The organism is Plantibacter sp. Leaf1 (assembly GCF_001421315.1).
Lineage (GTDB): Bacteria > Actinomycetota > Actinomycetes > Actinomycetales > Microbacteriaceae > Plantibacter.
The window spans coordinates 1102262-1122837 of record NZ_LMJX01000002.1; the positions used below are offsets into that span (position 1 = coordinate 1102262).

General features: G+C 68.8%; 21 protein-coding genes and 1 tRNA gene. 11 read left to right on the plus strand and 11 right to left on the minus strand.

All coding sequences use genetic code 11. The features are described 5' to 3' along the window. Nucleotides 1-13: 13 nt before the first annotated feature. The 4 genes from ASE44_RS07415 to ASE44_RS07430 all read right to left on the minus strand — a co-directional run bounded on the left by ASE44_RS07415 (nt 14) and on the right by ASE44_RS07430 (nt 3436). Nucleotides 14-1135 (minus strand): aromatic acid exporter family protein, encoded by a 1122-nt coding sequence (locus ASE44_RS07415; protein WP_056778581.1) that lies wholly within the window; start codon nt 1133-1135, stop codon nt 14-16. Between the two features lie 8 nt (nt 1136-1143). Beyond that, the gene (locus ASE44_RS07420) at nt 1144-2310 is read right to left on the minus strand and encodes a folate-binding protein YgfZ (protein ID WP_235522566.1); all 1167 of its coding nucleotides are present in this window, start codon (nt 2308-2310) and stop codon (nt 1144-1146) included. A gap of 1 nt (nt 2311) precedes the next feature. Next, entirely contained in the window at nt 2312-3013 is a 702-nt protein-coding gene (locus tag ASE44_RS07425) for an FABP family protein (protein ID WP_056778584.1), read from the minus strand. Between the two features lie 132 nt (nt 3014-3145). After that, a complete protein-coding gene (locus ASE44_RS07430; RefSeq protein ID WP_157579818.1) occupies nt 3146-3436 on the minus strand; it encodes a hypothetical protein in 291 nt (96 codons plus the stop codon). A 109-nt stretch (nt 3437-3545) separates the two neighbouring features. On the opposite strand from ASE44_RS07430, the gene ASE44_RS07435 reads away from it, so the two are divergent. From ASE44_RS07435 to pstB, 8 genes are all read left to right on the plus strand, one after another. Beyond that, nucleotides 3546-4235 carry a response regulator transcription factor gene (locus ASE44_RS07435; protein ID WP_200921028.1) on the plus strand — a complete coding sequence of 230 codons (690 nt, stop codon included), beginning with the start codon at nt 3546-3548 and terminating at the stop codon, nt 4233-4235. Further along, nucleotides 4207-5112 carry a mycothiol synthase gene (gene mshD, locus ASE44_RS07440; RefSeq protein WP_056778591.1) on the plus strand — a complete coding sequence of 302 codons (906 nt, stop codon included), beginning with the start codon at nt 4207-4209 and terminating at the stop codon, nt 5110-5112. Before ASE44_RS07435 ends, mshD begins: the two co-directional genes overlap by 29 nt. A gap of 91 nt (nt 5113-5203) precedes the next feature. Continuing rightward, a complete protein-coding gene (locus tag ASE44_RS07445; protein WP_056778593.1) occupies nt 5204-7399 on the plus strand; it encodes an RNA degradosome polyphosphate kinase in 2196 nt (731 codons plus the stop codon). A 52-nt stretch (nt 7400-7451) separates the two neighbouring features. After that, nucleotides 7452-8390 carry an NUDIX domain-containing protein gene (locus ASE44_RS07450; protein WP_056778595.1) on the plus strand — a complete coding sequence of 313 codons (939 nt, stop codon included), beginning with the start codon at nt 7452-7454 and terminating at the stop codon, nt 8388-8390. Nucleotides 8391-8589: 199 nt separating this feature from the next. Next, nucleotides 8590-9681: a phosphate ABC transporter substrate-binding protein PstS gene (gene pstS / locus ASE44_RS07455; RefSeq protein ID WP_082456058.1), complete on the plus strand. Its 1092-nt coding sequence runs from the start codon at nt 8590-8592 to the stop codon at nt 9679-9681. Nucleotides 9682-9810: 129 nt separating this feature from the next. Beyond that, on the plus strand, nt 9811-10755 hold the full coding sequence (gene pstC, locus ASE44_RS07460) for a phosphate ABC transporter permease subunit PstC (RefSeq protein WP_056007810.1): 945 nt from the start codon (nt 9811-9813) through the stop codon (nt 10753-10755). Continuing rightward, entirely contained in the window at nt 10755-11855 is a 1101-nt protein-coding gene (pstA, locus tag ASE44_RS07465; RefSeq protein ID WP_056007812.1) for a phosphate ABC transporter permease PstA, read from the plus strand. Before pstC ends, pstA begins: the two co-directional genes overlap by 1 nt. 20 nt (nt 11856-11875) lie before the next feature. Next, nucleotides 11876-12655: a phosphate ABC transporter ATP-binding protein PstB gene (pstB, locus tag ASE44_RS07470; protein WP_056007815.1), complete on the plus strand. Its 780-nt coding sequence runs from the start codon at nt 11876-11878 to the stop codon at nt 12653-12655. Nucleotides 12656-12756: 101 nt separating this feature from the next. Here the strand turns inward: pstB and ASE44_RS07475 are convergent, their stop codons facing one another. The 3 genes from ASE44_RS07475 to ASE44_RS07485 all read right to left on the minus strand — a co-directional run bounded on the left by ASE44_RS07475 (nt 12757) and on the right by ASE44_RS07485 (nt 15172). After that, nucleotides 12757-13611 carry an anti-sigma factor domain-containing protein gene (locus ASE44_RS07475; RefSeq protein ID WP_056778606.1) on the minus strand — a complete coding sequence of 285 codons (855 nt, stop codon included), beginning with the start codon at nt 13609-13611 and terminating at the stop codon, nt 12757-12759. Next, nucleotides 13608-14279 carry an ECF RNA polymerase sigma factor SigK gene (sigK, locus tag ASE44_RS07480; protein WP_082455889.1) on the minus strand — a complete coding sequence of 224 codons (672 nt, stop codon included), beginning with the start codon at nt 14277-14279 and terminating at the stop codon, nt 13608-13610. Before sigK ends, ASE44_RS07475 begins: the two co-directional genes overlap by 4 nt. 263 nt (nt 14280-14542) lie before the next feature. After that, nucleotides 14543-15172, minus strand: a complete 630-nt coding sequence (locus ASE44_RS07485) for a hypothetical protein (RefSeq protein ID WP_056007821.1) — start codon at nt 15170-15172, stop codon at nt 14543-14545. Nucleotides 15173-15303: 131 nt separating this feature from the next. On the opposite strand from ASE44_RS07485, the gene ASE44_RS07490 reads away from it, so the two are divergent. After that, nucleotides 15304-15379: transfer RNA gene (locus ASE44_RS07490), tRNA-Lys, on the plus strand. 52 nt (nt 15380-15431) lie between these two features. Here ASE44_RS07490 and ASE44_RS07495 read toward each other — a convergent pair. Together ASE44_RS07495 and ASE44_RS07500 are read right to left on the minus strand one after the other, a co-directional pair. Further along, on the minus strand, nt 15432-16235 hold the full coding sequence (locus ASE44_RS07495) for a hypothetical protein (RefSeq protein ID WP_056778609.1): 804 nt from the start codon (nt 16233-16235) through the stop codon (nt 15432-15434). A 4-nt stretch (nt 16236-16239) separates the two neighbouring features. Beyond that, nucleotides 16240-16851, minus strand: coding sequence for a TetR/AcrR family transcriptional regulator (locus ASE44_RS07500; protein WP_056007864.1), 612 nt, complete (start codon nt 16849-16851; stop codon nt 16240-16242). Between the two features lie 106 nt (nt 16852-16957). Between ASE44_RS07500 and ASE44_RS07505 the strand changes: the two genes are divergently transcribed. Next, nucleotides 16958-18454, plus strand: a complete 1497-nt coding sequence (locus ASE44_RS07505; RefSeq protein ID WP_082456059.1) for an MFS transporter — start codon at nt 16958-16960, stop codon at nt 18452-18454. An 81-nt stretch (nt 18455-18535) separates the two neighbouring features. On the opposite strand, the gene ASE44_RS07510 is transcribed toward ASE44_RS07505, so the two are convergent. Then, complete coding sequence (locus ASE44_RS07510) at nt 18536-18892, minus strand: DUF2200 domain-containing protein (protein ID WP_056778614.1); 357 nt, start codon at nt 18890-18892, stop codon at nt 18536-18538. A 136-nt stretch (nt 18893-19028) separates the two neighbouring features. Here ASE44_RS07510 and ASE44_RS07515 point away from each other — a divergent pair, with 136 nt between their 5' ends. After that, nucleotides 19029-20117, plus strand: coding sequence for a CPBP family intramembrane glutamic endopeptidase (locus tag ASE44_RS07515; RefSeq protein ID WP_056778616.1), 1089 nt, complete (start codon nt 19029-19031; stop codon nt 20115-20117). On the opposite strand, the gene ASE44_RS07520 is transcribed toward ASE44_RS07515, so the two are convergent. Further along, on the minus strand, nt 20059-20574 hold the full coding sequence (locus ASE44_RS07520) for a YbaK/EbsC family protein (RefSeq protein WP_056778619.1): 516 nt from the start codon (nt 20572-20574) through the stop codon (nt 20059-20061). The genes ASE44_RS07515 and ASE44_RS07520 overlap by 59 nt on opposite strands. Between the last annotated feature and the right edge of the window lie 2 nt (nt 20575-20576).

Genomic DNA, 20576 nt, shown 5'->3' on the forward strand with positions numbered 1-20576 from the left:
CTCGCGTCGCGGATCAGACCGGGGGAAGCGCCGCCTGGGCGTCCGCCGTCGGCAATCCGGTCGCCGTGAGCAGATCGACGAGGTACGGACGGAGGACGAGGACGAGCGCCTGCTCCGACACCGAGGCCTCCGGCAACACGGCGACCGGGTCGAGGTGCTTGGCGATCTCGAGGAGAGACTGCCTCGCGACCGGCTGCTGCGCGATGTCCCCGATCGACTGCGACAGGATGCCGAGCGCGACGGAGGTGCGAGCGAGCAGGTCCGCGAGCTCGGGCCGGCTCGTGGCATCGCGAGACACGTAGTCGATGCGCCGGGCGATCACCCGGAGGTTGCGGGTCGCGAGGTCCATGCCGTCGAGCATGGTCCGCTGTCGCTCGAGGTCGAAGACGGCCTTCCTGAGGAACGGGGAGATGCGCGCGATGGCGAGCCCCGAGTCGAGGGTGCCGCGCCACGCGTCCAGTGCCGGCTGGGTGGCCCTCGCCCGGGCGAGCGCACGGTCCGCCTGCTCCAGATCGCCGAGACGGAGGGCCGCCACGAGGGATGCCAGCGTCCGGACGTGTTCGTCGATGAGCCGCTGGCCGTCCCGGCGAGCGCTCCGGCGCGGGTCGCGCGGGATGAGTGCCGTCGCGAGGAGGGCGAAGACCCCGCCGATCAATCCGTCGAGCGTCCGGACGAACGGTCCGCCGTCGGGGACGGGCAGGAGCATGACGAGGACGGACTGCACCGCCGCCGCGATCGCGAACGATGCCGCCGGCGACAGGAACCGGGCGACGAGCAGCGTGAGCACGAGCGCGACCGCGAGTTGCCACGTGCCCTGGCCGAAGCCGAGGAGCAGGATCTCGGCCAGCGCGATCCCGACGCTCATCCCCACGGCCGTCTCGAGGACCCGGATCGGGCGGGCGTCGCGAACGAACCCGAGACTCGAGATCGTCACGGTCAAGGCGAGGAGTGGGACGGCGTGCCCGAGCACGTAGTGGGAGAAGGCATAGGCGGCGATCGCGGTGAGGCTGACCTGCAGCACCGCCGGAACGGAGGCGACCAGGCGGTGCCAGGCGTCACCGAGGGCGATGCGCCGCAGGAGCGCCGCCGTCCAACGGTCGCGACCCGGTTGCTCCTCGGACGCGTTCTGCCTCACCACTCCGGTCAGCGCCGGACGGCGCCGAGTCGCGGGAGTCGGGGGACGTTCGCCGTCGCGCCGGCATCTGCCGGGACCACGATCTCCTGCGACGCCGCGACGTCGACACCCTCGGCTTCGACCGTCAGCACGGCGGCCGGATCCGTGGAGCGTTTGACGACCGCCAGAGCGACCGGGCCGAGCTCGTGGTGGATCGCGCTCGAGGTGATGCTCCCGACGGTCTTGCGGACCGGCTCGTCGCCACCGGTGACGAGTACGACGTCCGACCCGGCACTCGGGAGGACCGCGTCGGAGCCGTCGAGAAGGAGCATGACGAGCCGGCGTGGCGGGTGCCCGAGGTTGTGCACCTTCGCGACCGTCTCCTGTCCCCGGTAGCACCCTTTGTTCAGGTGCACGGCGGAGCGGAGCCAATCGAGCTCGTGCGGGATGCTCCGCTCGTCGACCTCGGCCTGCAGCCGTGGACGCCAGGCGGCGATCCGCAGCGCCTCGGCGGCCAGGGAACCTGCGGCGGAGAACGCGCCCGCACGGACCTGCTGCGCGAGCGCGTCGAGGGTGGCGCGCTCGACGATGGTCTCGGTCCACGTCCAGGTGGCACCCGGGTGCTCGCCCGTCGCGTACTGGTGACCGCCGACGGCGACCTCCGACCACGGGTCGTGCCAGACGAGCGGCAGCCCGTTGGGGGCTGCGGCGTCGATGGCGAGCCCCGCCGCTGCGCCGATCACCGCGTACTGCTCCGTCGCGATGGCCACCTCGACGCGCAACATGAACCGCATGCGGTCCAGCCAGGCGTGGAGTGGAGCCGCATCGTCAGCCTCGGTGATGATCCAGGTGGTCGTTCCGTCGTCGAGCAGCTTGGCCGCGTGCTCGATCCGCCCGCTCTGGTCGAGGAAGAGCGTCTCGGTGGAGGTGCCGGCCGGCAGGGAGCGGAGGTCCTGGCTCGTGATGGAGTGCAGCCAACTCAATCGGTCCGGCCCCGTGATCGTCACGACGCCACGGTTGGAGAGGTCGACGATCGCCGTGCCACGGGAGATCAGTCGCTGCTCGATGTTCGGGCTGCCGTAGTGCGAGGGGACGCCGTGGTCGAACGCGTCCGCCTGTTCGACGGCGCCGGGGAGGGTGAGGAAGGGTGAGCCGGGAACCGCGCTCGGAACGGCCGATCCGATGGATGTCGACACGTCAGTCGGCTTTGGCCAGGCGCGCCGAGGCGTGCGTGCGGAGATCCTGGCCGAGCGCGGCGATGTCCCACGCCCACAGCAGGTGGTTCTCGACGAGCCCGTACAGGCGCGTGGCTGCGGCGTACTCCTTGGCACCCGCAGTGCGCACCACGGCGTCGGTCGCGAGGTCGATGCGCGGGCCGTCGATCTGCCCCAGGTAGAGCTCGCTCACGCCGTTCGGGTGGACGATCGACACCTGCAGCGGGAAGGCGCCGGTCGAGGTACGCAGTGCCTCCACCGACTGGGCTGTGCCGAACGGCCTCGGCCCCTGGCCGGGGAGCATGCCCGGGCCCGGATCGCCTTCGATGAGGGGTCGTTCCAGACGCCAGTAGCCGGTCTCGGTGACGAGCGGTTCAGGCGCGGCCAGCGGATCGAGCGGAGCTTCCGTCGCCTCCGGCCCGGCGTCGTCGTCGGAGAGGCTGTCGGCGTCCGTCGTCGAACCACCCTCGGCATCGGCCGCAGGCTGCTCCGGGAGGAGCCAGGTGTACGAGTTGTAGTTCAGGTAGGGCAGGCCGTCGTGGCTGAAACTGACGCGCTGACCGAACTCGCGGGTGATGGTCTCGTCACCGATCTTGTAGTCGATGACCCCGGTGCCCTCCCAGACACCGATCAGCCAGGACAGCGGCACCAGTTCGCTCGGCAGGCCGCTCGGGATCTCGATCATCGAGGAGCCCGACTAGCGCTGTCCGCGGTACAGGTTCTTCAGCACCACGACCGCGGTGAACGCGATGGCGAGGCTGGCGAGGACGAGCAAGCCGATGAAGAAGATTTCGAGAGCGAGCAGCATGGGGAAAGTCTACCCCGCAGCCAGTGCGATGAGGCCATACACGGCGCCTCCGAGCGCGAGGATCAGCACCGAGCCGGTCACGCTCGTCGACATGCGGTCGACGAACCCGATCTTCTGGCGGGTCAGCAACTGAGCCGAGAACGCGGCGAGGGTGCAGAGACCGAGCGTCGCGGACAGCCCGTAGTAGGTCTCCCCCGGGCTCCAGAGCAGGCCGGACACGACGACACCGACGAGCGCGAGCGCCCAGATGGAGACGACGCTGATCCAGCGCAGCCGGGGAGAGAGGGTGGTTTCGCTCACGGACCCATTGTCACAGAGCATGGAGCGGCGGACCACCTCAGGTCGCCGGTGCGACGGCGGGCGCAGTCGTTCGCCTAATATGGTTCCAAACTCAGTCGGGAGGATGCGCGTGGCGCAAATTTTGGTCTTGACCTCCATGGTCGGCACCGAGGTCCTCCCATCCCTCGGACTCCTCAGCCACCGCACCCGGCAGATCCCGGCCGATCCGTCGCAGCTCGTGAACGCGCCGAGTTCGGACCTGGTGCTGGTCGACGCCCGGCAGGATCTGGCGAGCGCGAAGTCGCTGTGCAAGATCCTCGGGGCGTCCGGCCTGTCCGTCCCCCTGCTCCTGATCCTCACCGAGGGCGGACTCACCGCCGTCAGCACCGACTGGGGCGTGAACGACGTCATCCTCGAGTCGGCCGGGCCGGCGGAGGTCGACGCACGGATCCGGCTCGCCATCGGCCGCGCCTCGCAGGAACACTCGGCGAGCAAGATCCAGGCCTCGGGCGTGGTCATCGACGAGGCCAGCTACTCCGCGAAGGTCCACGGCAAACCGCTCGACCTCACCTTCAAGGAGTTCGAGCTGCTCCGGTTCTTCGCGACCCATCCCTCCCGGGTGTTCACGCGCGAGCAGCTGCTCAGCGAGGTCTGGGGCTACGACTACTTCGGCGGCACCCGCACCGTCGACGTGCACGTCCGTCGGTTGCGCGCGAAGCTCGGAGACCTCGAGCAGCTCATCGGCACCGTGCGGAACGTCGGCTACCGATTCAACGTCTACGAGGATGATCATGCCCCGGCTGACGCTGTCGGTTCGTAACGTCGAGGACGCGCCGACGCGCGCCGCGCTCGACCGCCTCGTCCGGACGGCGTCGCTCGTCGACGGCCAGCCGCCGTTCAGCGACCAGTCGCTCATCGACGTCGCCTCGGGGGCCCGCACCCTGATCCTCGCGGTCGAGCCCCAGGATCCGCCCGTCGACCCGGACGACTTCGCCGTCGTCGGCGCGGCCATCGTCGGGCACGGGGAACTCGAGTTCGTGATCGAGCCCGAGTGGCGAGGGCACGGGTACGGCCGCGCCGCACTCCGCGGAGTCCTCTCGAACTGCCCGCCGAACGTCCGCATCTGGGCGCACGGCGACCACCCCGCCTCCCGGGCGCTCGCCGAGGAGTTCGGATTCTCGTCCGTCAGGACGCTCCTGCAGCTGCGCCTGACGAAGGCGCCGGCGAACCGCGCCCGATCGGCGACCGCCGCGCACGCGGACGTCACGATCGAGACCTTCCGGCCAGGTGTCGACGAACAGGAATGGCTCGAGGTGAACGCGCTCGCGTTCGTCGGCCATCCCGAGCAGGGGCGGATGACCCTCGACGACCTCCGCGCGCGCGAGGCCGAGTCGTGGTTCGACGCCGGCGACTTCCTCCTGGCCCGCGGCTCCGACGGCGACCTGCTCGGGTTCATCTGGCTCAAGATCGAGGAGACGGTCGGTGAGGTGTACGCGGTGGGCGTGCACCCGGCGGCCGGCGGCCGCGGACTCGGCCGACTCCTGATGGAAGCCGGGATGGCGCGGCTGCGCGACCGTGCGGTCGACGCCGTCACGCTCTACGTCGAAGCGGACAACGTGCCGGCGGTCTCGCTGTACCGATCCCTCGGATTCACCGACCACACGATCGACGTCCAGTACGCGAGAACCGACGCCTGATCCCGCTCCACAGCACGCCGGGGCGACCGCATTTACAGAGTGTTCACCGCAGTCGTCGCGACCACCGCCGTCACGGTGTCATGATGAAGGCATGCCAGCAGACCCAACCGTGCTCGACGTCGGCCTCGATGGAGACGACGAGGACTTCGATCCCGCGTTCGAGCGCAACGATCCGGCGCTTCCCGAGCACCGCTACCTCGACCGCGAACTCAGCTGGCTCGCCTTCAACCAGCGCGTGCTCGAGCTCGCAGAGGACCCGGCGCTCCCCGTCCTCGAGCGCGCCAACTTCCTCGCGATCTTCGCGTCGAACCTCGACGAGTTCTTCATGGTCCGGGTCGCGGGTCTGAAGCGACGCATCCTCACCGGCCTGGCCGTCCCCACGAACGTGGGCAACGCCCCGGCCGACGTCCTCTCCGAGATCTCGCAGCAGGCCCACATCCTCCAGGAGCGGCACGCCCGCGCCTGGCACGACCTCGTGCGTCCCGACCTCGCGGAACGCGGCGTCACCGTCGTCACCTGGGACTCGCTCGACGCCGCAGACCGCGACTACCTGAGCGAGTACTTCAGCAACCAGGTCTTCCCCGTCCTCATGCCGCTCGCGGTCGACCCGGCCCACCCCTTCCCCTACATCTCGGGGCTCTCGCTGAACCTCGCGGTGCGGGTGCGGAACACGCGCAGCGGGCGCGAGGAGTTCGCCCGGCTCAAGGTGCCCCAGATGATGCCGCGCTTCGTCCGCGTCGGCCCGGCCGAGCGTCGCTCCGCGGCACTCGACACCGCCCCGAGCGTCCGCTACATCGCGCTCGAGGAGGTCATCGCCAACCACCTGGGCCATCTGTTCCCCGGCATGGAGATCGTCGATCACCACGTGTTCCGCGTCACCCGCAACGAGGACATGGTGATCGAGGAGGACGAGACCGAGAACCTCATCCAGGCACTCGAGAAGGAGCTGCTGCGTCGTCGGTTCGGCCCGCCGATCCGCCTCGAGATCACCGACGACATGGACGACGTCACGCTCGGCCTGCTCGTCCGCGAACTCGACATCACGGAGCAGGAGGTCTACCGCCTCCCGTCGCCGCTCGACCTCGGTGGGCTCTTCAGCCTCGCCGGTATCGACCGTCCCGACCTCCAGTACCCGAAGCGGGTGCCCACGACCGCGCTGCAGTTCCAGCCCGACGAGCCGAACGGCAAGCCCGACCTCTTCCGGTCGATCGCGAGGGAGGACGTCCTCGTCCACCACCCCTACGAGTCCTTCGCCACGAGCGTGCAGGCCTTCATCGAGCAGGCGGCGGCCGACCCGCACGTCCTGGCGATCAAGCAGACCCTGTACCGGACCTCCGGCGACAGCCCCATCGTCGAAGCACTGATCGACGCCGCGGAAGCGGGCAAGCAGGTCCTCGCCCTCGTCGAGATCAAGGCGCGCTTCGACGAGCAGAACAACATCTCCTGGGCCCGAAAGCTCGAGAAGGCGGGCGTGCACGTCGTCTACGGGCTCGTCGGCTTGAAGACCCATTGCAAGCTCGCCCTCGTCGTCCGTCAGGAGCGGGGCGTGCTGCGCCACTACAGCCACATCGGCACGGGTAACTACAACCCGAAGACGAGCCGGATCTACGAGGACCTCGGCCTGTTCACGGCCGACGACCAAGTGGGCAAGGACCTCACGCGGCTCTTCAACGAGCTGTCCGGTTACGCCATCGAGAAGAAGTTCAAGCGCCTCCTCGTCGCGCCCCGCCACCTCCGCAAGGGACTGCTCAAGCACATCGAGCAGGAACGGACGAACGCGGAGGAGGGCAAGCCCTCCGGCATCCGCATCAAGGTCAACTCCATGGTGGACGAGGCGATCATCGACGCCCTGTACCGCGCGAGCCAGGCGGGCGTGCCCGTCGACCTCTGGGTGCGCGGCATCTGCGCGCTGAAGCCCGGTCAGCCGGGCATGAGCGAGACGATCCGCGTGCGGTCCATCCTCGGGCGGTACCTCGAGCACTCCCGCATCTTCTCGTTCCACAACGACGGCGATCCGCACGTGTTCATCGGCAGCGCCGACATGATGCACCGCAACCTCGACCGCCGGGTCGAGGCACTCGTGCGCCTCACCGATCCGAAGCATCTCGCCGCGACCGCCGCCATGTTCGAGCAGGCCCTCGACGAGCAGACCTCGTCGTGGTGGCTCGACGCCGACGGGGTGTGGACACGCCACGCGGTCGACGCTGATGGCCAGCCGCTCACGGATCTGCAAGACTCCCTCATGCTCGAGACCGCGGCGCGCCGGCGCCCGAGGAGTCGTCGCTGACGATGCGGCACCGCGACCTGGACGAGCACCACCACACGACGAGGTAGAGACCATGACGACGACGGCAATCTATGCAGCCGGTGCGGTGTGCTGGCGTCTCATCGACGGGAAGGTCCACCTCCTCGTCATCCACCGCACGGTGTACGGCGACATCACGATCCCCAAGGGGAAGGTCGACCCGGGCGAGACCCTCGCGGAGACGGCCGTCCGGGAGATCAAGGAGGAGACGGGCCTGAGCGTCCACCTCGGGGTCCCCCTCGGTGTCTCCACCTACCCGCTGTCCAGCGGTCGCGAGAAGATCGTCCACTACTGGTCCGCCGAGGTCACCGAGCAGGCCGTCCGCGAGAGCACGTTCATCCCCAACGGGGAGGTCGCCGCCCTGGAGTGGGTCAGCATCAAGCGTGCACGGAGCTACCTCAGCTACGAGCGCGACGTCGAGATCCTCGAGACGTTCGCCGCGCTCGTCGAGGAGGGCGTGACCGCGACCTTCGCCCTCATCGCCATGCGGCACGGCAAAGCCACGTCCCCCTCCGAATGGCCTGGCGAGGACGCGACCCGGCCACTCGCCGCCCGAGGCGTCAAGCAGGCCGCCGGCAACGTCGCGACCCTGCTCGCCTTCGGTCCGCGCAAGATCGTCACCAGCACGGCCGTGCGCTGCGTCAGCACGGTGAGCCCCATCGCCGCCGCCGCGGGCATCGAGCCCAAACGCTCCGAGCTGATCAGCCAGGACGCGTACGAACGAGGAGAGGCCGACGTCCGCCGGGTGGTCGGGCGCCGCGTGCGCGCGCTGAAGACCGCCATCCTCTGCAGCCACGGTCCCGTCCTCCCCGAGATCCTCCGCGAGATCGCCCTGGCGACCGGCTCGACCCGCGGGTCCTACCTCGGCAGCGCGGCAGCACTCGAGACGGGTGCGTTCTCGATCGTGCACCTCTCACGGACCAACCCGAGCTCCGGCATCATCGCGATCGAGACCCACGAACCACGCGTCTGAGCGGTCCGCGCACCCAGAGCGACCGGAGCGGCCCCCGAAGGGGGGCCGTTTCGTGCGTTTTCCCGGCGTCGCGCAAGGAAGCCGTCGATCTCCGTTCACCCGTTGTTTACCAGCGCGGGGGATGCTCGTCATGCCGCATGGTTAGCGTCACTGACGAGCCAGCACCGGCTCGCACCCACACCAATGAATGGACATCCCTGTGAAGTTCTCACGTTTCGGCCGCGTCGCGGTCGTAGCAGCAGTCGCAGCCGTCGCACTGACCTCCTGTGCGGCCAACGAAGGCGGCGCCACCGCCACGAGCGCAGCCGCCAGCGACCTCAAGGGCAGCCTGGCCGGCAGCGGCGCTTCGTCGCAGGGCAGCGCCCAGGAAGCCTGGGTCGCCGCCTTCCAGACGGCCAACCCGGACGTCACCATCAACTACTCCCCCGACGGCTCCGGCGCCGGCCGTAAGGCGTTCATCGCCGGCGGCGTGCAGTTCGCCGGTTCGGACTCGGCCCTCTCCGACGAGGAGCTCTCGAGCACCTTCGCCGCGTGTGCAGCCGACTCCAAGGCGATCGACCTCCCGGTCTACATCTCCCCGATCGCGGTCATCTTCAACGTCGAGGGCGTCGACGAGCTGAACCTCGACGCAGCGACCATCGCGAAGATCTTCGCCGGTCAGATCACCAGCTGGGACGACCCGGCGATCGTCGCCCTGAACCCTGAGGCGAAGCTGCCGTCGACGGCCATCACCGCCGTCCACCGTTCGGACGACTCGGGTACGACGAAGAACTTCGCCGACTACCTGAACAAGAACGCACCGGACGTCTGGACCGCAGAGCCGGCCGACACCTTCCCGTTCCAGTCGGGTGAGGGCGCCAAGGGCACCTCGGGTGTCGTCGACACCGTCAAGGGCGGCACCGGCACCATCGGCTACGCCGACGCGTCGAAGGCCGGCGACCTCGGTGTCGCGAAGATCAAGGTCGGCGAGGAGTTCGTCGAGTACAGCGCCGAGGGTGCTGCCGCCGTCGTCGAGGGCTCGCCGCTCGTCGAGGGCCGTGAGGCGAACGACATCGCGATCAAGCTCGACCGCGAGACCACTGACGCGACCCACTACCCGATCGTGCTCGTGAGCTACCTCATCACCTGCCAGGAGTACGCGGACCCCAAGGCCGCCGACCTCGTCAAGGCGTACGCCGGCTACATCGCCAGCGACGCCGGCCAGGAAGAGGCTGCGAAGTCGGCCGGTGCTGCGCCGCTCTCCGCCGACCTCGCCAAGAAGGTCCAGGACGCGATCGCGTCCATCAAGTAGTCCGACGGTCGAGCGTGCCGGGTCCTGCCCGGCACGCTCGTCCTGCGTCACCAGCACCCGCAGTACCCGCAGTACCCGCTCCCCGAACTGTCGAGGGGCACCACCATCGCATCGAGAGAACGGGAACCCATGGCTGTCGAGGCCCTAGCTGCGAGACCCAAAGCCAAGCAACGAGTCGGCGACCGCGTCTTCTCCACGCTGTCCGTCGTCTCCGGATCACTCATCCTCGTCATCCTGGCGGCGGTCGCGATCTTCCTCATCGTCCAGGCGTTCCCGGCCCTCACGGCCGACTCCTCGTCGTTCACCGGCGCACCGACGAGTTTCTGGGCCTATGTCGGCCCGTTCGTCTTCGGCACCATCTGGGCCGCGGTCCTGGCTCTGGCGATCGCCGTGCCGCTCTCCCTCGGGATCGCGCTCTTCATCACCCACTACGCGCCGCGCCGCCTCGCGGTCGCCCTCGGCTACGTGATCGACCTCCTGGCCGCCGTGCCGTCGGTCGTGTACGGCCTCTGGGGCGCGCTCGTCCTCGCCCCCTTCGTCCAGCCCTTCTTCGCCTGGCTGTCCGAGAACCTCGGCTGGATCCCGCTCTTCGGCGGCACCGTCTCCGGCACCGGCCGGACGATCCTGACGGTCGCCCTCGTCCTCGCCGTCATGATCATCCCGATCATCACGGCCATCTCCCGCGAGATCTTCCTCCAGACCCCGAAGCTCCACGAGGAAGCCGCCCTGGCACTCGGCGCCACGCGCTGGGAGATGATCCAGATGGCCGTCCTGCCCTTCGGCCGCCCTGGCATCGTGTCCGCGTCCATGCTCGGCCTCGGCCGCGCGCTCGGCGAGACCATGGCCGTCGCCCTCGTGCTCTCGCCGGCGGCCGTCTACTCGTTCTTCCTGCTCACCTCGAGCAACCCGAACACCATCGCGGCGAACATCGCCCTCAACTTCCCCGAGTCCTTCGGCATCGACGTGAACAAGCTCATCGCCACCGGCCTGATCCTGTTCATCATCACCTTCGTGGTGAACTTCATCGCCAGACTCATCGTCAACCGTCGTAAAGAATTCTCGGGAGCGAACTGATGACCGCCACGACCGACCGCCGTCAGGCGACCATCGCCACACCGTTCTCCAACTCGCTCACCGCGGGCAAGCTGCCGAAGTTCGCTCCGCTCACCATCCTCGGCGGCAGCCTGATCGTCAGCGGACTCATCTTCCTGCTGGTGCAGCAGTCCAGCACCGACAAGAGCTACAACGTGCCCGGAGCCGTCGTGCTCGGTGCCGCGCTCTACGCGGTGACCGTGTACGTCGCCTCGCTCCTCGTCGAGGGCCGCCGGAAGGCGAAGGACCGTCTGCTCACCACGCTCGTCACCGCGGCGTTCGTGATCGCACTCCTGCCACTCATCTCCGTCGCCATCACCGTCATCTCCGCCGGCGCGGCCCGCTTCGACATCAACTACTTCAGCCTGTCGATGCGGAACGTGGTCGGCGAAGGCGGTGGAGCACTGCACGCCATCACCGGAACGCTGCTCATCACCCTGGCGACGTCGGTCATCTCCATCCCGATCGGCATCCTGACCGCCATCTACCTCGTCGAGTACGGCCGCGGCCGACTGGCGCAGGGCATCACCTTCCTCGTGGACGTGATGACCGGCATCCCCTCGATCGTCGCCGGCCTGTTCGCCTTCGCGCTCCTCGCGATCTTCTTCGGCCCCGGCGTCCGACTCGGCATCGGCGGCGCGATCGCCCTGTCGCTGCTCATGATCCCCGTCGTGGTGCGATCCAGCGAGGAGATGCTGAAGCTCGTCCCCAACGAACTCCGTGAGGCCTCCTACGCCCTCGGTGTGCCGAAGTGGCTGACCATCCTGAAGATCGTGCTCCCCACCTCGATCGCCGGCATCATCACCGGTGTGACGCTCGCCGTCGCCCGCGTGATCGGTGAGACCGCCCCGCTCCTCATCATCGCCGGGTTCACGCAGAGCATGAACTACAACCTCTTCGACGGCCCCATGATGACCCTGCCGGTCTTCGTGTACACCCAGTACGCGAACCAGGGCACCGACGGAGCCTCCTACGTCGACCGCGCCTGGACCGGCGCGCTCGTCCTCATCCTCATCGTCATGGCGCTGAACCTCATCGCCCGCCTCATCGCCAAGATCTTCGCCCCCAAGTTCGGCCGCTAGGCCGCGAGCAAAGGAACCCCGTGTCCAAGAGCATCGAAGTCAACGACCTCAACGTCTTCTACGGCAGCTTCATGGCCGTCGAGGGTGTCTCCCTCCAGATCCAGCCCCGCACGGTCACCGCGTTCATCGGCCCCTCCGGGTGCGGCAAGTCGACGTTCCTCCGGACGCTCAACCGCATGCACGAGGTCATCCCCGGTGCGCGCGTCGAGGGTGAGGTCCTGATCGACGGCAACAACCTCTACGGACCGGGCGTCGACCCCGTCCTCGTTCGCCGCCAGGTGGGCATGGTCTTCCAGCGCCCGAACCCGTTCCCGACGATGAGCATCAAGGAGAACGTCCTCGCCGGTGTGAAGCTCAACAACCGGAAGATGTCGAAGTCTGACCAGGACGCGCTCGTCGAGCGCTCCCTGCAGGGCGCCAACCTGTGGAACGAGGTCAAGGACCGCCTCGACAAGCCCGGTTCCGGGCTCTCCGGCGGTCAGCAGCAGCGTCTCTGCATCGCTCGCGCCATCGCGGTGTCCCCCGACGTGGTGCTGATGGACGAGCCGTGCTCGGCGCTCGACCCGATCTCCACCCTCGCCATCGAGGACCTCATCGAGGAGCTCAAGCAGGAGTACACGATCGTCATCGTCACGCACAACATGCAGCAGGCGAGCCGCGTGAGCGACAAGACGGCGTTCTTCAACATCGCCGGCACCGGCAAGCCGGGCAAGCTCATCGAGTACGACGACACCACCACGATGTTCTCGAAGCCGTCGGTCCAGGCGACCGAGGACTACGTCTCGGGTCGCTTCGGTTGATCCGACGCTGACATGACGAAGGCCCCGCCCGGGATTCCCGGGTGGGGCCCTCGTCATGTCAGTGCGGTCGGCGGACGGTCCCGCGACCTGCGTGCAACGGGCTACGCCGTGTCGATGACCATGATCGGGTCGGTGGTCGGCTGCTCGGAGCCGCCCTGCGGTTCGACGGTCACGCCGACCTTGTCCCCCGCGCTCATCGCGCCGTCGAGGACCCGCCAGGTGGTGCCGTTCGCCGCAGAGAACGTTCCGGCGGACACCGGACCCTGTTCGCCGATGTACCAGAGTTCGTACACCTTGTCGGCCGGCAGCGAACCGAGCCCGTCGACGAGGAGCGCGGACTTCCCGAGCTCACCGGACCACACGAGGGTCGCGGTCGCGTCGTCCATGGACACCTTGGCGCGCTGGACGTCGGACGCCGCGTTGATCTCCGCGAGGGCGACGGTCTGCGTGAGGGATCCGCCGCCGAAGGTGTTCGCCAGTCCGACGCCACCGAAGATGAGTCCGACCGCCGCTGCGGCACCGACGACCATGCCGACGGCACCCCGCCGCCACCGAGAGGCGGCCTTGCGCTCCGCAGCTCCCGCGATCGGCGTCGGGGTGGCGGGAGACGAGGTCGTCTCCGGCGCGACGTCGGCCTCAGGGGTCGTCGTCGCTTCGACCCGCGGGATGGTCGGGATCGCATCGTCTTGCACGACCGGGGTCGTGACCGGGGCGTCCACGGGGAGCTGCGGCAGGGTCTGGATCGCCGCCATGAGGGAGTTCTTGAGCGCGGCCGACGGCTGCACCGGTGGTGCTGCGAGGTCGAGCATGGCTACGGTCTCCTCGAATACCGCCGCTTCCTCGCGGACGGACTCGTGTTCGGCGCGCAGGCGGTCGAACCGCTCCTGCTCGCGCGGGGTCAGGGTGTGCAGCGCATTGCCGGCTGCCAGGTCTGCTGCATCGTCTCGCTCGGTCATGTACGCACCCCCAACTCGTCTCGAAGTCTGATCATTCCGTCCCGCAACCTGGTCTTGACCGTACCGATCGGTACGCCGAGCAGGTTCGAGATCTCGCTGTGACTGTAACCGCCGTAGTACGCGAGCGTCACCGCTTCGCGCTGCAGCTCGCTCAACCGCACGAACGCGCGCTTGACCCGCTCATGTTCGATGCGGATCTCGACCGTCTCCTGCACGTCGTCGACACGCTCGTCGAAGTCGCGGATACCGATCTTGAGGTCGCGGTCGCGGCCGGCCTGCGAGGCACGGACGCGGTCGATCGCCCGACGGTGGGCCATGGTGAGCACCCAGGTCGTCGCGGTGCCCTTGCCCGCCTCGAACTTCGTGGCGTTCTGCCAGACCTCGAGGAACACCTCCTGGGTGACCTCCTCGGACTGGGCGTGGTCGACGAGCACCCGTTTGACGAGTCCGAGGACCCGAGGAGCGATGTGGTCGTACAACTCACTGAAGGCGACCTGGTCGCCACTGGCGACGCGGACGAGCAGTGCGTCGAGGACGTTCGCCAAGGACGGCTGCGGTGCAGCGTCGGCTTCCGGTCCCGTGGTCACAAGTCTTAGCTTCTCACGGACACCGACGGTTTGCGCGACGCCCGCCCGAGGACGGGTCTGCGTGTACAGTGCGGTGGTCATGCACGTAGTTCGGCGCGGGGCCGGGATCCGATTGGAGCAATCGGCACGACGCACCACCCCAGTTCCGGTGTCATCACGGAGCCAGGGTCCCGGGGACGAGCCCGAGGGGAAGAAGTGCCAGGCCGCAGGAACGCCTCTCGGCGCAAGGCCGCTCGAAGCGGCGATTTTTGGAGCCCGGGGTTACTGCGGCCCGGCTGAATCAGTGTAGCAAGCGATCGCCTGTGTGTATTCCCAGGTGCAGGAGCTTGACCCGACGCTGAGGTTCAGTCAAGCGAGTCGGTGCGCCAGAGGCGGGCGCACCCGGCGAGTTCCTCGGCGATGGTGCCGAACCGGGCGGCCTTCGTCGTGAGCCGCGCGGCGTCGGCCGGATCGACCGCGTCGCGGTCGTCCGCCAGCGAGGAGCATCCGACGGCGTTGATGCGGCAGAAGGACGCCGCCCGCTCGAGCGCGATCGCGAAGTCGCCGGTGTAGAGGCCACGGAGGATCTGGTCGGCGAGCACGATGATCTCCTCCGGACCGGTGGGCTCGGCAGCACCGGCGATGACCGGGTCCACCGTCGTGATGAGTTCGGTCCCCCGCTGGAAGCTGTAGCTCGTGGCGACCGGGTCCTGACGGATGAGGAGGCGCAACAGGTAGATCCGCCAGAGCGCTCCGGGCAGACTCCTCGGACTCGCATGTGACCAGAGTTCGGCGATGGCGTCGATCCCGTGCTCGTCCGTGTAGGTGACGAGGCGGTCGACCACCGCGGGATCGGGGTCCGCCCGCACGCGGGTGAGCAGCGCGACCGCGGTCTCGTGGGTGATCCTCGACACCGCCTCGGGGTCGAGGCCGCCCTGGATGGCCTCGAGCATCGACGGCGGTAGCTTCGTCGGACGGTGGAATCCCTCGGTCATGCGTCCTCCTCCCGTGCGCCACGCTCCGCGCACCCGACCACGGTACCCGCCTCGAGCGGGCGCGGCTCCCCGAGACGATCACGCGACGCGTCAACGTCGCGCGCCCGGATCTCGTAGAGTAGAACCCGTATGGGCCTGTAGCTCAGTTGGCAGAGCATCGGACTTTTAATCCGCGGGTCGTGGGTTCGAGCCCCACCGGGCCCACCAGCGCGACACCATTCGTCCGCCGCAGCACCGTCGGCCTGAGGACCGCCGCCCCTCAGCGGGCGAGGAGCTCAGGAAGGCCGGTCACCGTCGCCTCGTCGGCGAGGCTCGCCTCGACCGAGACGAAGGCCAGAACCGCCACCGCGACACCGAGCCTCGCCGCAGCCTCCAGCTTGTGGTGACCGTCGAGCACGACGTGCACGAGCCCTGTGTGGGCCTCGACGCTGTCGGACGGCTGCGTCCGGTCGACGACGGAGACGGCGAGCACGGTCGCCGCTCCCCCGGCGCGGAACGCGGTCTCGTAAGCGTCCACGCGGGCTCGATCGTTCCGGCTCGGCGGCAGCATCGGCACGAGGAACTCGAACAGGGTCTCGTGATCGCCGATCGTCCGGGTCGAGCCGCGGTAGTACTCGGTCGCCGGGTCCTCCGGCGCACCCAGGTTCGGATCGATCCCGCGGTGCACCACCTGTTCGTGTGAGAAGTAGTCGAGGTCGCCGCCCGGAGCGACGAGGACCGGCTCGACGGACAGCAGGAGCGGGAGGTAGGTCCCGGCAGGGAGGAACGTCGACACGAGCTCGCGCAACGACAGGTCGTCGATCGCCGGCACGTGCTCGTCGAGGTGGTGGTGCAGCGTTGCCTCGGCGAGCGCCCGGGCGCCCGCGTCCAGTCGACGGAAGAGCAGCGCACAGGTGCCGCAGGGGAAGCTCAGCTCGAACGCCGGTATGCCGTCGACGATGAGGTGACGTCCGCCCGGCTCACGGGGGCCGGAGAACCGCAGCGGGGCGTCCACCGTTCCGAGTCGGACCGGTGGAGCGTGATCGATCAGCTCGGTACGAGGTCTGATCGGCCCTTCGGTCATCGGGCTACTTCCGGACGGCCGGCATGATGACGCCGTCGATCACCGACACGAGGAAGTCCCGCGTGACCGGCTCTCGCAACATCAGCACCCGGTAGCTGACCATCGCCTGACTGATGAGCGACAGCGTCTCGACGTCCGCGTCCTCACGGATCTCCCCGCGGTCGATCGCGCGCCGCAACAGGAACCGGTTGACGGCCATGCGCGGCTCCACGATGGCGGAGTGCACGGACTCGGTGAGCTCTGGAGCGTCCGAGATCATCGACATGACCCCGGCGAAGACGCGCATCTTGCGTTCACCGTCGGCGATGGACGGCGCCTTGATGAGCGCGACGAGGTCGCCCCGGAGCGAGCCGGTGTCGGGCAGCTTCGAGAAGTCCGGATCGATCTGCTTCATGCATGCGACGGCGTCGATCACGAGTTCGGACTTGGACGCCCAGCGCCGGTACAGCGTCGCCTTGCCCGCTTTGGCGCGGGACGCGACCATGTCGACCGTCATCCCGGCGTAGCCCGTCTCGGCCAGGACGTCGAGTGCCGCCTCGAGGATCTCGGCGTCGCGGGAGTGGTCACGCTTGCGTCCGAGCTTCGGGGCGTCTGGCGGAGTCTCGAGCTGCGTCATCGCGGCTCACCTCCCTTTCGTCTCGAGGAACAGCATAGTTCAGGAACTCACCCGTTCTGGAACTTACCGGTTCCGAAACTGTACGGTTCCGTATATGCTCCTCAGCATGACCTCGACTCTCACCGCCGGAACCCCGGCCGTCTCCTCACGTCGCTGGTGGACGCTCGTCACCGTCGGCCTCGCGCAACTCATGGTCGTGCTCGACGCCACGGTCGTGAACATCGCGATGCCCGCAGCCCAAGCCGACCTCGGCTTCTCGGACGGCGACCGCCAGTGGATCGTCACCGCCTACTCGCTCGCCTTCGGCAGCCTCCTGCTGCTCGGTGGACGCCTCTCCGACCTCATGGGCCGCAAGCGGGCCTTCATCATCGGACTCATCGGCTTCGCGATCGCCTCGGCGCTCGGCGGCGCCGCCGACTCGTTCGGGATGCTCGTCGCCGCACGGGCACTCCAGGGCGTCTTCGCCGCACTCCTCGCCCCGACCGCACTCGCCATGCTCACCACCACCTTCACGATCCCGAAGGAACGCGCCAGGGCCTTCGGCGTCTTCGGCGCGATCGCCGGTGCGGGTGGCGCCGTCGGACTCCTCCTCGGCGGGTTCCTGACCGAACAGTTCGACTGGCGTTGGAACCTCTCCATCAACGTGTTCATCGCCGTGATCGCGATCGTCGGCGCCGTCGTCTTCATCACCACGCCGAAGGCGACCGGTCCGCGTCCGAAGCTCGACGTCCCCGGCACCGTGCTCGTCTCAGGTGCGCTGTTCAGCCTGGTGTACGGCTTCGCGAACGCGGAGACCGACGGCTGGGACTCGCCACTCAGCTGGGGGTTCCTCACCGCTGCCGGCGTGCTGCTCATCGCCTTCGTCCTCTGGCAGCGACGAGCCGCACACCCGCTCCTCCCCCTGTCCATTGTCCTCGACCGCAACCGCGGAGCGGCGTTCATCTCGGTGATGATCGCCGGAGCAGGGATGTTCGGCATCTTCCTGTTCGTCACGTACTACCTGCAGGCCTCGCTCGGGTACTCACCGCAGCAGACGGGCTTCGCCTTCCTGCCGATGATCGCCATGCTCGTGCTCGCAGCACAGCTCGGGACGAACCTCCTCGTCCCGCGCTTCGGGCCGAAGGTGATGGTGCCGTTCGGCATGACCCTCGGAGCGGTCGGGATGCTGCTGCTCACCAGACTCGACCTCGACAGCTCCTACGTGGGCGACGTCATGCCCGCGCTCATGGTGCTCGGCTTCGCGATGGGGTCGATCATGCCCGCCTCGATGCAGACCGCGACCCTCGGCGTGGATCGCGCGTTCGCCGGCGTCGCCTCGGCGACGGTCAACACGAGCCAGCAGGTGGGCGGCTCGATCGGTGTCGCCCTGCTCAACACCCTCGCGGCGAGCGCCGCGACGGCCTACGTCACGGACAACGCCCCACCGACGGCCGAGGTGCTCGCCCAGGCGGCCATCCACAGCTACCAGACGGCGTACTTCTGGGGTGCCGGCTTCTTCGCGGTCGGCGCGGTGACCGCGGCGCTGCTGTTCCGTCGTCGCAACCAGGGACTCGCCCTGCACCACGCCCCCGAGGCGTCGACGGAGCCGGTGCTCGCGCACTGAGCCGTCGTCGTAAGACCGTCGGCCGTCGCGCGAGCGCGCGGCGGCCGGCGGTGCCGGGGCGGGCGAGCGCGTGCCGACCGGTCAGGCGGGTTCGCGGAGGATGGAGGTCATCTTCTTGCCCTTCGCGACCTCGTCCACCAACTTGTCGAGCTGGCGGATCCGCTGCATGAGCGGATCCTCGATCTCCTCGACGCGGATGCCGCAGATGAGGCCCGTGATGAGCGAGGCGTTGGGGTGCATCGCCGGGGCTTCGGCGAAGAAGGTCTCCATGTCGGTTCCGTCGGCGACCACCCGCTCGATCCCGGCGGCGTCGTAGCCCGTGAGCCACGTGATGACCTGATCGACCTCGGCCTTCGTGTGCCCCTTCCGCTCCGCCTTCGCCACGTAGTGCGGGTAGATGCTGCCGAAGCTCGTCGTGAAGATGCGGTGTCCTGCCATAGCCGCCAGTCTCCCACCGGCAGTCACCTTGGGCCAGACCGCCCGCTCGATCCGTCGCGGGTCGTCCGCCGTCCGTCGCTGGTCGTCCGCCGCTCGGGGGACGCGTCGGGCCGGAGGGCCTGCCTACGCTGGCTGCATGACGGATCCCGGACAGCTCCCGCAGACGACTTCGCCGTCCTTCTCGACGGCGCCTCCCGCACAGGCGGACACGGTCGAGCCCCCGCGGCGGACGGCGACGTACGACCACGCCCTCCGAGCCGCGCCCGCCTGGTGGCGAGGTGCGCTCGCTCTCCTCCTGCTCGTGGTGGGTTTCCTCATCCTCTCCATCGCCTTCGGAAGCGTCGCCCTGATCATCGACGTCGCCACCGGGGCGTACACGCTCGACGACGTCGCGAACGGCCTGATGACGTTGACGCCGGTCACGATGCTCGCGAACAACCTGTCGCTCGCAGCACTCATCCCCGCGTCGATGCTCATCCAGTGGGCGATCTTCGGCGTTCGGCCACGGTGGCTGTCCTCGGTGGAGGGGCGGTTCCGTTGGCGCTGGTTCGGGCGGCTCGCCCTCATCATCATCCCGGTCTGGGTGGTGTACGTCGGAGCGTCGTTCCTGCTGTCCCCCTTGGAACCCGTCGTGGTCGACGGCACCATGATCGCCATGCTCGCCGTCGTCGTCCTCACGACACCGCTGCAGTCGGCCGGTGAGGAGTACGGTGCGCGCGGCCTCATCCAGCGCTCCGTCGGCTCCTGGTTCAGCCGCCCGATGACCGCCTTCGTCGTCGGCACGATCATCTCCGGCGCCGTCTTCGCCTCGGTGCACTTCGCGGGCGACCCGTGGCTCATCGCCTACTACTTCGTGTTCGGCGCCTCGATGTCCTTCGCCGCCCGAGGCACGGGCGGCCTGGAGGCGCCGGTGCTGATCCACGCGACGAACAACCTCCTCCTGCTCGTGCCCACGGCGCTGATGTCGCAGACCGACCAGGTCTTCGAGCGGGGCGATGGGGCCGGCGGACCGTTCATGCTCATCCCGATGGCGTTGTGCGTCGCCGCAGCCGTGGTGAGCACCTGGTGGGGCCGCAGGAACGGCGTCGTCGCGACCGCTCCGCTGCCGCCGAGCCGGGTGACGAAGCAGCACGGCACGCCGCCGACCGCGACGGCCGCTCCGATGGCTACGCCGACGGTGCGCCCGACGACGACGCAGGATCCGTCGGAGGCTCCACCGCGATGACCTGCCCGCCGGTCACGCGCACGAGCTCCTCGAACGTCGTGGGGAAGACCGTGTGCGCGTGGCCGGCCGCAGCCCAGACCTCCGGGTACGCGGCGAGCGCCTCGTCCACGTAGGTACGGATCGGCTCGGGGTGACCGACCGGCGCCACACCACCGATGACCTGGCCGGTCGCCGCCTTGACGACCTCGGCGTCGGCGCGCTTGAGCCGTCCGCCCAGACGCTCACCGAGCCAGGCCGTGTCGACCCGGTGCGCGCCGCTCGTCAGGATCAAGGTCGGTTCACCGTCGAGGGTGAACACGAGGGAGTTCGCGATGGCGCCGACCGCGACCCCGAGGGCCTCCGCTGCGAGGGCCGCCGTTCGAGCGGCGTCGTCGAGCCACGTGACCTCCCCCTGAGCGCCGCGATCCCGGAGCGTGCGCTCGACGATGGACACGGCCGGGTGCGTTCGATCACTCATGC